The sequence below is a fragment of the Shinella sp. Sh6 genome (assembly GCF_055392685.1).
In genome coordinates, this window is the sequence record NZ_AP044005.1 from 1,358,452 (window position 1) to 1,374,051 (window position 15,600).

The 15,600-nt window shown below is 66.1% G+C and carries 12 protein-coding genes; 11 read left to right on the forward strand and 1 reads right to left on the reverse strand.

Annotated elements, in window-relative coordinates:
* Window positions 1–143: 143 nt before the first annotated feature.
* The 5 genes from ccoG (at window position 144) to gndA (ending at window position 6,287) form a co-directional block, all read left to right on the forward strand.
* On the forward strand, window positions 144–1,715 hold the full coding sequence (gene ccoG, locus ACZ5TO_RS06630; protein WP_464799958.1) for a cytochrome c oxidase accessory protein CcoG: 1,572 nt from the start codon (window positions 144–146) through the stop codon (window positions 1,713–1,715).
* On the forward strand, window positions 1,715–2,209 hold the full coding sequence (locus ACZ5TO_RS06635; RefSeq protein ID WP_464799959.1) for a FixH family protein: 495 nt from the start codon (window positions 1,715–1,717) through the stop codon (window positions 2,207–2,209). Before ccoG ends, ACZ5TO_RS06635 begins: the two co-directional genes overlap by 1 nt.
* On the forward strand, window positions 2,206–4,500 hold the full coding sequence (locus ACZ5TO_RS06640) for a heavy metal translocating P-type ATPase (protein WP_464799960.1): 2,295 nt from the start codon (window positions 2,206–2,208) through the stop codon (window positions 4,498–4,500). Before ACZ5TO_RS06635 ends, ACZ5TO_RS06640 begins: the two co-directional genes overlap by 4 nt.
* On the forward strand, window positions 4,497–4,652 hold the full coding sequence (gene ccoS, locus ACZ5TO_RS06645; RefSeq protein WP_184139759.1) for a cbb3-type cytochrome oxidase assembly protein CcoS: 156 nt from the start codon (window positions 4,497–4,499) through the stop codon (window positions 4,650–4,652). The genes ACZ5TO_RS06640 and ccoS overlap by 4 nt, the downstream gene beginning before the upstream one ends.
* A 204-nt stretch (window positions 4,653–4,856) precedes the next feature.
* Window positions 4,857–6,287, forward strand: coding sequence for an NADP-dependent phosphogluconate dehydrogenase (gene gndA, locus ACZ5TO_RS06650; protein ID WP_464799961.1), 1,431 nt, complete (start codon window positions 4,857–4,859; stop codon window positions 6,285–6,287).
* 227 nt (window positions 6,288–6,514) lie between these two features.
* Here the strand turns inward: gndA and ACZ5TO_RS06655 are convergent, their stop codons facing one another.
* Window positions 6,515–7,555, reverse strand: a complete 1,041-nt coding sequence (locus ACZ5TO_RS06655; protein ID WP_464799962.1) for a LacI family transcriptional regulator — start codon at window positions 7,553–7,555, stop codon at window positions 6,515–6,517.
* Between the two features lie 392 nt (window positions 7,556–7,947).
* Here ACZ5TO_RS06655 and ACZ5TO_RS06660 point away from each other — a divergent pair, with 392 nt between their 5' ends.
* The 6 genes from ACZ5TO_RS06660 (at window position 7,948) to ACZ5TO_RS06685 (ending at window position 15,595) form a co-directional block, all read left to right on the forward strand.
* Window positions 7,948–9,183: an ABC transporter substrate-binding protein gene (locus ACZ5TO_RS06660; protein ID WP_184139753.1), complete on the forward strand. Its 1,236-nt coding sequence runs from the start codon at window positions 7,948–7,950 to the stop codon at window positions 9,181–9,183.
* Window positions 9,184–9,256: 73 nt separating this feature from the next.
* Window positions 9,257–10,159: a carbohydrate ABC transporter permease gene (locus ACZ5TO_RS06665; RefSeq protein ID WP_184139751.1), complete on the forward strand. Its 903-nt coding sequence runs from the start codon at window positions 9,257–9,259 to the stop codon at window positions 10,157–10,159.
* Complete coding sequence (locus tag ACZ5TO_RS06670; protein ID WP_464799963.1) at window positions 10,152–11,060, forward strand: carbohydrate ABC transporter permease; 909 nt, start codon at window positions 10,152–10,154, stop codon at window positions 11,058–11,060. Before ACZ5TO_RS06665 ends, ACZ5TO_RS06670 begins: the two co-directional genes overlap by 8 nt.
* Window positions 11,061–11,063: 3 nt before the next feature.
* The gene (locus ACZ5TO_RS06675) at window positions 11,064–12,149 is read left to right on the forward strand and encodes an ABC transporter ATP-binding protein (RefSeq protein WP_464799964.1); all 1,086 of its coding nucleotides are present in this window, start codon (window positions 11,064–11,066) and stop codon (window positions 12,147–12,149) included.
* Window positions 12,150–12,358: 209 nt separating this feature from the next.
* On the forward strand, window positions 12,359–14,818 hold the full coding sequence (locus ACZ5TO_RS06680; RefSeq protein ID WP_464799965.1) for a beta-mannosidase: 2,460 nt from the start codon (window positions 12,359–12,361) through the stop codon (window positions 14,816–14,818).
* A 15-nt stretch (window positions 14,819–14,833) separates the two neighbouring features.
* Complete coding sequence (locus ACZ5TO_RS06685; RefSeq protein WP_464799966.1) at window positions 14,834–15,595, forward strand: sugar phosphate isomerase/epimerase family protein; 762 nt, start codon at window positions 14,834–14,836, stop codon at window positions 15,593–15,595.
* Window positions 15,596–15,600 lie beyond the last annotated feature (5 nt).

A 15,600-nucleotide genomic window follows, 5' to 3' on the forward strand; every position in this document is an offset into this window, starting at 1 on the left:
TAAACACCTGCAAGGCTTATCTCCACAAGTCCGCGATGCGGCAACCCGCCACGCCCTGCGGCGTCCGGAAATTGACGTAGATCAACGATGGTCTGGACCGTTGGCGTCATTGTGCCGGAACAACGACACATGCGACCGGCCCCATGCAACAGAATTCCACGACAATCGACACGTCCATCGAGCGCCACGAGGCCGAAGCCGTCAATTCGGCCAAGGTGCGCAAGCCGCTCTACGAGAAACGCAAGAAGATCTTCCCCAAGCGCGCCGAAGGCCGGTTCCGGCAGTTCAAGTGGCTGGTGATGCTCATCACGCTCGGCATCTACTACCTGACGCCGTGGATTCGCTGGGATCGCGGCCCGCATGCGCCGGACCAGGCCGTGCTGGTGGACCTTGCCGGCCGGCGCTTCTATTTCTTCTTCATCGAGATATGGCCGCAGGAATTCTTCTTCGTCGCCGGCCTCCTCGTCATGGCGGGCTTCGGGCTCTTCCTCGTCACCTCGGCGGTGGGGCGCGCCTGGTGCGGCTATGCCTGTCCGCAGACCGTGTGGGTCGATCTCTTCCTCGTCGTGGAGCGGGCGGTCGAGGGCGACCGTAACGCGCGCATGAAGCTCGATGCCGGGCCGTGGACCTTCGAGAAGGTGCGCAAGCGTGTGGTCAAGCATGCCACATGGCTGGTTATCGCCGTCGCGACGGGCGGCGCGTGGATCTTCTATTTCGCCGATGCGCCGACGCTGCTTGCCGATTTCGTGATGCTGCGCGCGCCCGCCGTCGCCTACATCACCGTCGCCATCCTCACGGCGACGACCTATGTGCTCGGCGGGCTGATGCGCGAGCAGGTCTGCACATACATGTGTCCCTGGCCGCGCATCCAGGCGGCGATGCTGGACGAGAGCTCGCTGGTCGTGACCTACAACGACTGGCGCGGCGAGCCGCGCACCCGCCACGCCAAGAAGGCCATCGCGGCCGGCGAAAGCGTCGGCGATTGCGTGGACTGCAACGCCTGCGTCGTCGTCTGTCCCATGGGCATCGACATCCGCGACGGCCAGCAGATGGAGTGCATCACCTGCGCGCTCTGCATCGATGCCTGCGACAACGTCATGGACAAGCTCGGCAAGGAACGTGGCCTCATCGCCTATGCGACCCTGTCGGACTATTCGGCCAACATGGCGCTTGCGACGGACGGCGGCACGCAGCCGGTCGATCCGAAGCGGGTGCGCGATGCCAATGGCGGCTTCAGCGACAAGGTCAAGCATTTCGACTGGCGCATCATCTTCCGCCCGCGCACGCTGCTCTATTTCGGCGTCTGGTCGGCGGCGGGGCTGGCGCTCGTCTTCGCGCTCCTGTCGCGCGAGCGGCTGGACCTCAACGTCATCCACGACCGCAATCCGCAGTTCGTCGTCGAATCGGACGGCTCGGTCCGCAACGGCTATGCCGTGAAGCTGCTCAACATGATCCCCGAGCCGCGCGTGATCACTGTCTCTATCGAGGGCATGCCGGGCGCCACCATGAAGGTCGCGGGCCATGACAGCGCGGACGGGCGCAGCGTCGCGGTGCCGGTCGATCCGGACCGGGTGACGGCCCTGCGTGTTTTCGTCACCCTACCCAAGAACAGCCTTGCCGAAGCGGCCGAAGGCTTCCACATTATCGCCGAGGACCGGCAGGGCCACGAGCGCGATAGCTATTCCGCCAAGTTCAACACGCCGGGAGTGAAGTGATGGCCAGCGAGCGCAGGGAACAGGGTTTCGTCTTCACCGGCTGGCACATGGTTCTCGTGATGGTGCTGTTTTTCGGAACGATCATATCCGTGAACCTGATCATGGCGTGGAACGCCTCGCATAGCTGGAGCGGCCTCGTGGTGCCCAACACCTATGTCGCCAGCCAGCAGTTCAACGGCAAGGTGGCCGAGGCCAAGCGCCTTGCCGCGAGCGGCATCGAGGGCAGCCTGACGGTCGAGGGCAGGCGCATCGCCTACCGGGTCGTCGACGCCAAGGGGGCGCCGGTCGTCGCCGACGAGGTCATGGCCACCTTCAAGCGCCCGGTGGACGAGCGCGAGGACTTCATCCTCGCGCTGGAGCCGGCCGGGCAGGGGCTCTTTGCCGCCGAGCGGGCCATCGCCGGCGGCCAGTGGGTCGTCGATATCAGCACGACGCGGGACGGGGCGAAGGTGTTCCACCAGACCGTCCGGATCGTCGCAGGAGGCATGAAATGAGTTGCTGCGCACCCGGCACGGAAGGGGCGGTCGAGGTGGAACGGGCGCGCCATGCGCTGCCGTCCTCGCAGGAACTGACGCTGGCGAGCCGCCCGGTGGGTGAGGGGCTGCGGCAGGTCGACCTTTCCGTGCCGGGCGTCCATTGCGGCGCCTGCATCACCACCGTCGAGGGCGCGCTGAAGGCCCTGCCGGAAGTCGAGCGCGCGCGCGTCAACCTCTCCACCCGCCGCGTCTCCGTGGTCTGGAGGGAGGCGGTCGACGGCCGAACGACCGATCCGCAGGCCATTCCCGCCGCCATCGCCGCCACCGGCTACGAGGCGCATCTCTTCGCGCTCGCCGCCGAGGGGGACGATGCGCTGCGCAACCAGCTCATCCGCGCCGTCGCCGTCTCCGGCTTTGCTGCGATGAACATCATGCTGCTCTCCGTCTCCGTCTGGTCGGGGGCGGAAGCGGCGACGCGCGACCTCTTCCACTGGATTTCCGCCCTTATCGCCGGGCCGACGCTGATCTATGCCGGCCGCTTCTTCTACCGCTCCGCCTGGAACGCCATCCGCCACGGCCGCACCAACATGGACGTGCCCATCGCGCTCGCCATCACGCTTTCCTATCTGGTCTCCGTCTGGGAGACGATGCATGGCGGCGAGCATGCCTGGTTCGATGCGACGGTGAGCCTCCTGTTCTTCCTCCTGATCGGCCGCACGCTCGACCATATCATGCGCGACCGCGCCCGCTCGGCCATTACCGGCCTTGCGCGCCTTTCGCCGCGCGGCGCCATGGTCGTGGGCGCGGACGGCGCGCGCGACTACCGCCCGGTCGAGGAGATCGCCGTCGGCGCGCGGCTTTCGATTGCCGCGGGCGAGCGCATTCCCGTCGATTGCCGCGTGCTGTCGGGCACGAGCGATATCGACCGCTCCATCGTCAACGGCGAGAGCGATCCGCTTGCCGCAGGCCCCGGCATGCAGATCGAGGCCGGCGCGATGAACCTTACCGGCTCGCTTTTGGTCGAGGCCGTCGCCACCGCGCGCGATTCGTTCCTCTCCGAGGTCATCGGCCTGATGGAGGCCGCCGAGGGGGGAAGGGCCCGCTACCGGCGCATCGCCGACCGCGCGGCGCAGATCTATTCGCCGGCCGTGCATCTGCTGGCGCTCGCCTCGTTCCTCGGCTGGGGCCTTTACGACGGCGACTGGAAGCATGCCATGCTCGTCGCCATCGCCGTGCTGATCATCACCTGCCCCTGCGCGCTCGGCCTTGCCGTGCCGGTGGTGCAGGTCGTTGCGGCCGGGCGGCTCTTTGCCGGCGGCGTGATGGTGAAGGACGGCTCGGCCATGGAGCGCCTTGCCGAGATCGATACCGCGCTCTTCGACAAGACCGGCACGCTGACGCTCGGCAAGCCGCAGCTCGTCGGCCGCGAGAAGGCGAACCGCGCGCATCTTGCCCTTGCGGCGGCGCTCGCCGCCCATTCGCGCCATCCGCTTTCGCTGGCGCTGGCCGCGGCGAATGCCGGGCCGGTGCCGGTCGTCGATGCGGTCACGGAAGTCGCCGGCGGAGGCCTTGAGGCCGTCACGCCGCAGGGCGTGCTGCGCCTCGGCAACCGGGCCTTCGCCTGCGGGGCGGCGTCGGGCGAGGAGGAGGCGCATGGGCTCTCCGAGGTCGTCCTGTCGCGCGACGGGACGGAGCTCGAAACCTTCCGCTTCGAGGATACGCTGCGTGCCGGCGCCGACGCGGCCGTCAAGGCACTGAAGCAGGACGGCATCGACACCGCCATCCTTTCCGGCGACCGTGCCCCGGCCGTCTCCCGCATCGCGGACCAGCTCGGCATCAGGCGCTGGCGCGCCGCGCTGTCGCCGCGCCAGAAGACCGAGGCGGTCGCCGAGCGTTCGGGGCGCGGCCACCGCGTGCTGATGGTCGGCGACGGCATCAACGATGCGCCGGCGCTCGCCGCCGCGCATGTCTCCATCGCGCCGGCGACGGCGGCGGATGTCGGCCGGCAGGCGGCGGATTTCGTCTTCCTGCACGAGAGCCTGGAGGCCGTGCCCTTCGCCTACGAGACGGCGCGCCGCGCCGGGCGGCTCATCCGGCAGAATTTCGCGCTCGCCATCGGCTACAACGCCGTCGCCGTACCGGTTGCGATCCTCGGCCATGCGACGCCGCTGATCGCCGCCATCGCCATGTCCACCTCCTCGATCATCGTGGTGGTGAATTCGCTCCGGCTGCGCGGCGGAATGCCGGCCTTCGCAAGGCGGGAGGCCGATACGGCCGGTCCCGCCGGTTCTCTGGTGCAGGCGGCATGAACACGCTCATCTTCCTCATCCCCATTGCCCTCTTCCTCGGCGCGCTCGGGCTCGGGGCCTTCCTCTGGTCGTTGAAAAGCGGCCAGTACGACGATGTCGACGGCGCGGCCTGGCGCGTCCTCGACGACGGCGACGACAAGCCCGGGAAATAGCCGTCCCGGGCGGGCCCGTATGGGGCCATACAAAGCATGCAGGTCGTGGCCAAATTCCCGCCGGAACCAAACAATCCCTTGTCGTAAATCGATTTGAATGCCAAAACACGAGCGCTGGAGCTCGGCTCCCACTCTCTTTCGCGCGGCGTTTCCGGCATGCTCCGGAAATCATCCCCGCCGCGCCATCCTTAGGAGGTTATTATCGTGGCACAGGCGGAAATCGGGCTTATCGGCCTTGGCGTAATGGGGTCGAACCTTGCGCTCAACATTGCCGAGAAGGGCAACAGGATCGCGGTCTTCAACCGCACGGCGGCCCGCACGAAGGAATTCTACGAGGAAGCCGGCGCCCTGAAGGACCAGATCGTTCCCTGCGAGACCATCGAGGAATTCGTCGCCGCCATCCGCCCGCCGCGGCCGATCATCATCATGATCCAGGCCGGCGCTGCGGTCGACCAGCAGATGGAGCTGCTGCGCCCCTATCTCGAAAAGAACGACATCATGATCGATGCCGGCAACGCGAACTTCCGCGACACGATGCGCCGCTTCGATGTGCTGAAGGATTCGGGCCTCACCTTCATCGGCATGGGCGTTTCCGGCGGTGAAGAGGGCGCGCGCCATGGCCCCTCGATCATGGTCGGCGGCACGGAGGATTCCTGGAAGCGCGTCGAGAAGGTGCTGACCTCGATTGCCGCGACGTACAAGGACGAGCCCTGCGTCGCCTGGCTCGGCGAGAACGGCGCCGGCCACTTCGTCAAGACCATCCACAACGGCATCGAATATGCCGACATGCAGATGATCGCCGAGATCTACGGCATCCTGCGCGACGGCCTGAAGATGAGCGCGGAAGAGATCGGCGCCGTCTTCGGCGAATGGAACAAGGGGCGCCTTGAATCCTACCTCATTGAGATCACCGAGAAGGTGCTGGCCGCCAAGGACCCGATCGGCGGCGGCCCGATGGTGGACATGATCCTCGACAAGGCGGGCCAGAAGGGCACCGGCAAGTGGTCTGCCATCGAGGCGCAGAACATGGGCGTGCCGGCGACCGGCATCGAGGCGGCCGTCGCCGCCCGCTCCATCTCCTCCTTCAAGGGCGAGCGCGAGGCGGCTGAGAAGATCCTCGGCCTGCCCGACGTGCCGGCCCTTCAGGTCGCCGACAGGGCCGCCTTCCTCAAGGACCTCGAAAGCGCGCTGCTCGCCGGCAAGATCGGCGCCTATGCGCAGGGCTTCGCCGTCATGGCCGCCGCCTCGAAGGAATACGGCTGGAACCTGCCGATGCCGACCATCGCCAAGATCTGGCGTGCCGGCTGCATCATCCGCTCGCAGTTCCTCGACGAGATCACCAGCGCCTTCACCAAGGCGCCGGATGCGGCGAACCTCATCGTCACCCCGGCCTTCGCGCCCGTGGTGAAGGAAACCGACGGGGCGCTGCGCCGCGTCGTCTCCGCCGCCGCCCTGCACGGCCTGCCGGTTCCCGCGCTCGCCTCGGCGCTCGGCTATTTCGACAGCTACCGCCGCGCCCGCGGCACCGCCAACATCGTCCAGGCCCAGCGCGACTTCTTCGGCGCCCACGGCTTCGACCGCGTCGACGGCGCCGACAGCCACCACGGCCCATGGGGCTCGGGGCTGAACGGCTGAGGTTTTCAGAGCTTGATACGGAGCGGCCCGGTTGCAAGACCGGGCCGTTTTGCTTTGGCGAGGGCGCAAACCCCTCACCTGCCTGCCGGCATCCTCTCCCCACAGGGGGGAGAGGACGAATGGGGCACCGGCCTCTTTCCTTCTTGGCCTCTCAAGGAGGAAAACCTTTCGGCTTGCGTTCCTCTCCCCCTTGTGGGGAGAGGATGCCGGCAGGCAGGTGAGGGGTCTTATGCATTCCCCACCGGAAGCGGCTCGCTCAGCGTCTGCAACTCCTCCGCCGGAATGCCGTCGATGCGGGCGAGGACGGCCTTTGCCAGTTCGCGGCCGGCGAGGCGGATGTCCTCGCGCATGGTCACGACCTCGGGCCGCAGCCATTGCAGGAACATCTGCGGTTCCTTGGAGACCATGTCGATATCGGCGCCGAGCTTGCGGCCTTTCGCCTCCAGCGCGGCGATGAGGGCGACCGCGCCCGCGCCGCTGCCCGAGACGATGCCGTCCGGTGCGCCCTCGCCGCCGAAGAGCGTCTCGGCGGCGTTGCGGACCTCGATGAGGTTGTTGTCGAGGTTCACCTCGTTGAAGGGCACGGCCGTCGCGCCGAAGTCGCGGATGCCCTTCTCGAACCCGGCCCGCATGTGCAGGTAGAAGGTCAGGTATTGCGGCGGCTGGAACAGCGCAAGCCGCCTGCGGCCGCGCTCGACGAGCTTGCGCACCGCCTCGTAGGCGAAGCGCTCGTTGTCGAAGTCGTGATAGGGATGGGAGAGCCCCATTTCCGTGCGACCGTGCGTGACGAAGGGGAAGTTGCGCTCCATCATCAGCGCGACGCGCGGGTCCTTCGGCTCGGTGCGCGAGATGATGACGCCGTCGGCGGCGCCCGTCTCCAGCACGTAGCGTACCGGATCGAGCGCATTGCCCTGCGTGCGGTAGGGCGTGACGACGAGATGGTACTGCGTTGCCGCAAGAACCTCGGAAATGCCGATCACCATGGGGCTCGTCAGGCCCATGATTTCCTCTTCCAGGCTGAGGATGAGGCTGATCACGTTCGTCTTGCCGGTGCGAAGGCGCACGCCCGCGCGGTTCGGCTGGTAGCCGATCTGGCGGGCGACGAGGCGCACGCGCTCCTTCGTCTCCGCGCCGATGTCCGGCGCGTCCTTGAGGGCGCGCGACACGGTGGTGATGCCGAGGCCGGTCATGAAGGCGATCGTCTTCAGCGTCGGCCGTTCGCTGCTGGGCGGAGGTGCCGCCTGACTGTCGCGCGTCGTCCTGTCCATTCCCTGCCCGTCACCTCATCCCATTAGCGGCAGGTTATACATGGTTTGCCACCCGCTGCCACTCCCTCGCGGAGTTGGCTCCAAATCTGTAACGATACAGTCGCTTTGTCGAGCCGAATTTTCCGGAAAGGGCCGGTTTTCATGCCGAGAGGGCGGTGTTGCACCGCAAATCGGTAAATATTGCAGGTGCGCTCACATGGATGGGCGGAAATCAATTATATTAAGAAAAATCACATATTTATTCTGCTTCGCGTTGTGGATTTGGAGGCTATGGGAGGGCGCAGGAAACGCCGATTTCCGGGAAAACACGCTTTTGGCCGGGAAGGGCGGTTGCGCGATTAAATCGATTGGACTAAGTTTTTACGGTAACGTTTCAGTGAGGGAGGAGACTCATGAAAATCCGTTCGATGGCTGCTGTTCTTGCCGCCAGCGTCCTGCTGCCGCTCGGCGCGGCCAACGCGACCGATCTCGAAGTAACCCATTGGTGGACGTCCGGCGGGGAAGCCGCGGCGGTCGCCGAACTTGCCAAGGCCTTCGACGCCACCGGCAACAAGTGGGTCGACGGCGCGATCGCCGGATCGGGCGGCACCGCCCGTCCGATCATGATCAGCCGCATCACCGGGGGCGACCCGATGGGCGCCACGCAGTTCAACCACGGCCGCCAGGCCGAGGAGCTGGTGGAGGCGGGCCTGATGCGCGACCTCACCGATGTGGCGACCCGCGAGCACTGGAAGGACGTCATCAAGCCGGCCAGCCTGCTCGATAGCTGCACGATCGACGGCAAGATCTATTGCGCCCCGGTCAACATCCACTCCTGGCAGTGGCTGTGGCTGTCCAACGCGGCCTTCGAGAAGGCCGGCGTCGCGGTTCCGAAGAACTGGGACGAGTTCGTCGCCGCCGCGCCCGCGCTGGAAAAGGCCGGCATCGTTCCGCTCGCCGTCGGCGGGCAGGCCTGGCAGGCTTCGGGCGCCTTCGACGTGCTGATGCTCGCCCTTGCCGGCAAGGACACCTTCTACAAGGTGTTCAAGGACAAGGATGCGGACATGGCCGCAGGCCCGGAAATGGCCAAGGTCTTCAAGGCGGCGGACGATGCGCGCCGCATGTCCAAGGGCACCAACGTGCAGGACTGGAACCAGGCCACCAACATGGTCATCACCGGCAAGGCCGGCGGCCAGATCATGGGTGACTGGGCGCAGGGCGAATTCGCGCTCGCCGGCCAGGTCGCCGGCAAGGACTACAGCTGCCTTCCGGGCCTCGGCGTGACCGACGTGATCGCCACCGGGGGCGACGCCTTTTACTTCCCGCTGCTCAAGGACGAGGAGAAGTCGAAGGCGCAGGAGGTGCTCGCCTCCACGCTGCTCGCCCCGGCCACGCAGGTCGCCTTCAACCTGAAGAAGGGCTCGCTGCCCGTGCGCGGCGACGTCGACCTTGCCGCCGCCAACGACTGCATGAAGAAGGGCCTCGACATCCTTGCCAAGGGCAATGTGATCGAGTGGACCGACCAGCTGCTTTCGGCCGACACCCAGAAGCAGAAGGAAGACCTCTTCTCCGAGTTCTTCGCCAATCCTTCGCTGACGCCGGAAGACGCGCAGAAGCGCTTCGCCGAGATCATCGCCTCGGCGGACTGATCGGCCATCGGCCGGCACCGGCGCCCGTAGGAGGGCGCCGGTGCTTCCGCTCGAGACCAGGAAGGAGTGACCCATGACGGGCCAGCCACATGCCGGGCGCCCCAGCCAATTGCTGCGCAATCTCAATGCCAAGATTGCCTCGATCCCCATGATCCTGACCGCCGTCGTCATCTTCCTTGGCGGCACGATCTGGACGGTCGTCTATTCGTTCACCAATTCCAAGCTGCTGCCGCGGGCGAAGTTCGTCGGTTTCGACCAGTACGAGCGGCTGTGGGCCGCGCCGCGCTGGATCGTCTCGATCGAGAATCTCGCCATCTACGGCCTCTTCACGCTGGTGTTCAGCCTGGTGATCGGCTTCGTGCTGGCGGCGCTGATGGACCAGAAGATCCGCTTCGAGAACACGTTCCGCACGATCTTCCTCTATCCTTTCGCGCTTTCCTTCATCGTCACCGGCCTCGTCTGGCAATGGATCCTGAACCCGGAATTCGGCGTGCAGTCCGTCGTGCGCGCGCTCGGCTGGGAGAGCTTTGCCTTCGACCCGCTCTACAATTCCAAGATCGTCATCTACGGCGTGCTGATCGCCGGGCTCTGGCAGGGTACCGGGCTCGTCATGTGCCTGCTGCTGGCAGGCCTGCGCGGCATCGACGAGGATATCTGGAAGGCCGCGCGCGTCGACGGCATCCCGATGTGGCGGACCTATCTCTTCATCGTCATTCCCATGATGCGCCCCGTCTTCATCACCACGCTCGTCATCATCGCGAGCGGCATCGTCAAGGTCTACGACCTCGTGGTGGCGCAGACTAGCGGCGGGCCGGGCATCTCGTCCGAAGTGCCGGCGAAATATGTCTACGACTACATGTTCCTCGCGCAGAATCTCGGCCAGGGCTTTGCCGCCTCGACCATGATGCTCGTCACCGTCGCCATCATCATCGTCCCGTGGGCCTATCTCGAATTCGGAGGACGCAAGCGTGCCTGATCCCGTCGTCCTCAAGCCGGGGGCCGAGCCCTGGGGCGCAAAGCCCCGCCGGGCCCTTTCCCGCCGCAACATCGTGCTCTACGGCACGCTGCTCGTCGCCGCGCTCTATTACCTGCTGCCGCTCTACGTGATGATCGTCACGTCGCTGAAGGGCATGCCGGAAATCCGCCTCGGCAACATCTTCTCGCCGCCGGTGGAAATCACCTTCGAGCCTTGGGCGAAGGCCTGGGCGACCGCCTGCACCGGCCTCAACTGCGACGGGCTTTCGCGCGGCTTCTGGAATTCGGTGCGCATCACCGTGCCCTCGACGCTGATCTCGATCCTCGTCGCCTCGGTCAACGGCTATGCGCTCGCCAACTGGAGGTTCAAGGGCGCGGAGGTGTTCTTCACCATCCTCATCGTCGGCGCCTTCATTCCCTACCAGGTGATGATCTACCCCATCGTCATCGTGCTTCGGGAAATGGGCATCTACGGCACGCTCACCGGCCTCGTCATCGTGCACACGATCTTCGGCATGCCGATCCTGACGCTGCTCTTCCGCAACTATTTCGCCTCCCTGCCGGAGGAGCTGTTCAAGGCCGCGCGCATCGACGGCGCCGGGTTCTGGCAGATCTACGGCCGCATCATGCTGCCCATGTCGATGCCGATCTTCGTCGTGGCGATGATCCTGCAGATCACCGGCATCTGGAACGACTTCCTCTTCGGCGTCGTCTTCACCCGGCCGGATACCTACCCGATGACGGTGCAGCTCAACAACATCGTCAACTCCGTCCAGGGGGTGAAGGAATACAACGTCAACATGGCCGCGACGCTTCTGACAGGCGCGGTCCCGCTCATCGTCTACTTCGTGTCGGGACGGCTCTTCGTCCGCGGCATCGCCGCCGGCGCAGTCAAGGGTTAAGCCATGCAGCATTCCGTATCCATCAGGGACCTTTCCTTGAGCTTCGGCTCGGTGAGCGTGCTCAAGGACCTCAACCTCGATATCGGCGAGGGCGAATTCCTCGTCCTTCTCGGCTCGTCCGGCTGCGGCAAGTCGACCCTGCTCAACTGCATCGCCGGGCTTCTGGAGCCGACCGGCGGTCAGATCTTCATCAAGGACCGGAACGTCACCTGGGAGGAGCCCAAGGACCGCGGCATCGGCATGGTGTTCCAGTCCTACGCGCTCTATCCGCAGATGACGGTGGAGAAGAACCTTTCCTTCGGCCTCAAGGTCGCAGGGATGGCGAAGGCCGAGATCGACAAGCGCGTCGCCCGCGCCGCCGAGATCCTGCAGATCGGCCCGCTTCTGAAACGCAAGCCGTCGGCCCTTTCCGGCGGCCAGCGCCAGCGCGTCGCCATCGGCCGGGCGCTGGTGCGCGACGTCGACGTCTTCCTCTTCGACGAGCCGCTCTCCAACCTCGACGCGAAACTCCGCTCGGAACTGCGCGTGGAAATCAAGCGGCTGCACCAGTCGCTGAAGAACACGATGATCTACGTCACCCACGACCAGATCGAGGCGCTGACGCTCGCCGACCGCATCGCCATCATGAAGAGCGGCGTCATCCAGCAGCTTGCCGATCCGAACACGATCTACAACATGCCGAGGAACATGTTCGTCGCCGGCTTCATCGGCTCGCCGTCGATGAATTTCCTGCACGGCGAAATCGTCGAGCGGGGCGGCAGGCCGGCCTTTGCCACGAACGGGGTCGATTTCTCGCTCGACGGCTATGCGGCCGGCGAGGCGCTCCAGCCGGGCCGCAAGGTCGTGCTCGGCGTCAGGCCGGAGCATGTGAAGGTCGACGAGGACGGGGCCGAAGAGGTTCATCAGGCGACCGTCGACATCGAGGAGCCGATGGGGGCGGACAACCTCCTCTGGCTGAAACATGCCGGCCACAGCATGTCCGTCCGCGTCGGCGGCGCACGGCGCTTCGCCCCCGGCACGGCGGTGCGGCTCTCCTTCGACATGGGACTGGCCTCGCTGTTCGATGCGGGGACGGAGGAGCGGATCTAGGGGCGCGCTGCCGTTGCGGTGACACCCCCCTCTGCCCTGCCGGGCATCTCCCCCACAAGGGGGGAGATCGGATGGAGCAGCGCCCCGTCCATCGTGGACGTCGCAGTTTGTACGCCGTCCTTTCATCTTGCCAATCTCCCCCCTTGTGGGGGAGATGCCCGGCAGGGCAGAGGGGGTGGCGCCCCAATATACGCCTTAGAGATATCGTCATGACCCAGATCTCCGTCACCACCGCCATCGACCTTTCCGGCACCTGGACGCTGACCAGCACGGACGGCGCCCATACCGCGCCCATGCCGGTGCCGGGCGATGTGCACAGCGCGCTCATCGCCGCCGGCCTCATTCCCGATCCCTATGCCGGCCGCAACGAGCGGGACGTGCAATGGGTGGCCGGGAAGGACTGGGCGATCGAGCGCACGTTCGACCTCGCGCCGGAAATGCTGGAGGGCGGCTGGTATCTCGATATAAGCAGCATCGACACCGTCGCCTCGGTCTATGTGAACGGCGTCCTCGTCGAGGACATGGACAATTGCTTCCGCCGCTACCGGCCGGACGTCACCGATGCGCTGAGGGCCGGCGAGAACACGGTGAAGGTCGTCATCCATTCCGCCATCGCGGCGGGCGCGGCGCGGCAGGCCGAGCAGCCCTTCTTCATCCCCTGGTCCACCGGCAACTCGCCGATCCCGAACGGCAACATGCTGCGAAAGCCGCAATGCCATTTCGGCTGGGACTGGAACATCGCCATCGCCCCGTTCGGCATCTATGGCGGGATCGTGCTGCGCAAGCTGGAGGTCGCCCGCATCGAGCATGTGACGACCCGGCAGTTCCACCATGCCGACGGCGCGGTCGACCTCTATGTCACTGCCACCTTCCATGCCGGTGAGCCGGGCATCCTGCCGGTGCATTTCGCGCTCGGCGAGGAGCGGGTGCGGCTCGACGTCGGCGTCAATGCGGGTGAAACGCACCTCACCCACATGTTCCACATCGAAAAGCCGGCGCTCTGGTGGCCGGCGGGGCACGGCGAGCAGGCGATCTATGCCGTGCGCGTCGAGACGCCGACGGAGACGGTGGTGCGCCGCGTCGGCCTCAGGCAGGTGGAACTCATTACCGACAGGGACGAGGCCGGCAGCCGCTTCGCGCTCAAGGTCAACGGCCGGGAAATCTTCTGCCGCGGCGCCAACTGGATTCCCGCCGACGCGCTCCCTTCGCGCATCACGCCCGCCGGCGTGCGTGACCTCTTGCAATCGGCCGCCGCCGCCAACATGAACATGATCCGCGTGTGGGGCGGCGGCTTCTACGAGCCGGACTGGTTCTACGATATCTGCGACGAACTCGGCCTGATGGTCTGGCAGGACTTCATGTTCGCCTGCAACCTCTATCCCTCGACCGTCGATTTCCTCGACAATGTCGCCGCCGAGGTCGACTATCAGGTGAGGCGGCTCGCCTCGCACCCGTCCATCGTACTGTGGTGCGGCGACAACGAGCTGGTCGGCGCGCTGACCTGGTTCGACGTCAGCCGCGAGAACCGCGACCGCTACCTCGTCTCCTACGACCGCCTCAACCGCACCATCGAGGTGGCGATGAAGAAGGCGGCGCCCGGCGCGATCTGGTGGCCTTCCAGCCCCGCTTCCGGCTATCTCGACTTCGGCGACGCCTGGCATGCGGACGGGTCCGGCGACATGCACTACTGGTCCGTCTGGCACGAGAACAAGTCCTTCGACAACTACCGCACCGTGCGCCCGCGCTTCTGCTCGGAATTCGGCTTCCAGTCCTATACCTCCATGCCGGTGATGGAGACCTTCGCCGAACGGAAGGACATGAACATCGCGTCTCCCGTCATGGAGAGCCACCAGAAGAATGCCGGCGGCAACGAGCGCATCGCCGGCACCATGTTCCGCTACTTCCGCTTCCCGAAGGATTTTCCGAGCTTCGTCTATCTCAGCCAGATCCAGCAGGGCCTCGCCATCCGCACGGCCGTCGAATACTGGCGCTCGCTGAAGCCTCATTGCATGGGCACGCTCTACTGGCAGCTCAACGACACCTGGCCCGTCGCCTCCTGGTCGAGCCTCGACTACGGCGGAAGCTGGAAGGCCATGCACTATATGGTGCGCCGCTTCTTCCAGCCCGTCGCCGTCGCGGCCATCCCCTCGAAGGACGGCGAGACCATCGGCTTTTCCGTCGTCAACGACACGGCCGAGCCCGTCAGCGTCAGGCTCGACACCTGGCTCGTCTCGCTTTCCGGCGAGCGCCGGCCCTATCGCAGCGCCGAGGGCGTCTGCGGGCCGGACAGGGCGGAGATGCTGATCTCCGTCTTTGCGGCCGACCTGCCGGAGGACACGCTGCTCTTCTGGTCTTTCGAGGCCTCGAACGGCATGACGGGCGAGGGGCACCACGTCTCGGTCAACTACAAGGCGCTCGACCTCGAGCCCTCCGGCCTGGCGCTCGACGTTTCGCCGCGCGGCGACGGCGCCTTCGCCGTCACGGCCTTGGCGAGCGGCCTTGCGCTGCATGTCATGCTGGAGGCGGACGTTCCCGGCCGCTGGTCCGACAACGCTTTCGACCTGACGGCCGGCGCGCGCCGCACCGTCACCTTCACGCCCGCGCAAGGCGGGGCGGCTCCGAAATTCCGCTGGCTCGACCTTCATTCCTGCCAGACCGACACCGAATAGCACGAGGAGACATCCATGCAGACAGTCAGCTTCCAGCTCTACAGCGCCCGCAGTTTCCAGCCCTTTTCCGGCATATTCCGCATCCTCGCCGATGCCGGCTACAAGCAGGTGGAAGGCTACGGCGCGCTCTACGCCTCGCTCGACGACGCGGCCATCGCGGACGTGAAGGCCGATCTCGACCGCAACGGCCTTGCCATGCCCACCGCCCATTTCGGCCTCGACATGCTGGAGGGCGAGCCGGAGCGGGTGATCGCCATCTGCCGCACGCTCGGCATCGAGGCCGTCTATTGCCCCTATCTGATGCCGGAGGACCGGCCGACGGACGGTGCCGGCTGGCATGCCTTCGGCGCGCGGCTCCAGAAGGCCGGTGCGCCGATCCGCGCGGCGGGCCTCACCTTCGGCTGGCACAACCACGATTTCGAGTTCTTCACCCTGCCGGACGGCACGGTGCCGCTCGACCATCTTTTTGCCGGCGGGCCGGACCTTGCCTGGGAGGCGGATATCGCCTGGATCATCCGCGGCGGGGCCGATCCCTTCGCGTGGATCGCGAAATACGGCAACCGCATCACCGCGGTCCATGTCAAGGACATCGCGCCGAAGGGCGAGAATGCCGACGAGGACGGCTGGGCCGATGTCGGCCACGGCACCGTGCCGTGGGCCGACCTCGCCAAGGCGCTCGCCGGCTCGCCCGTCAGGCATTTCATCGTCGAGCACGACAATCCGAAGGACATCACCCGGCTTGCCACCCGCTCGATCGCAACCATCAAGGCATTCTGAGGACG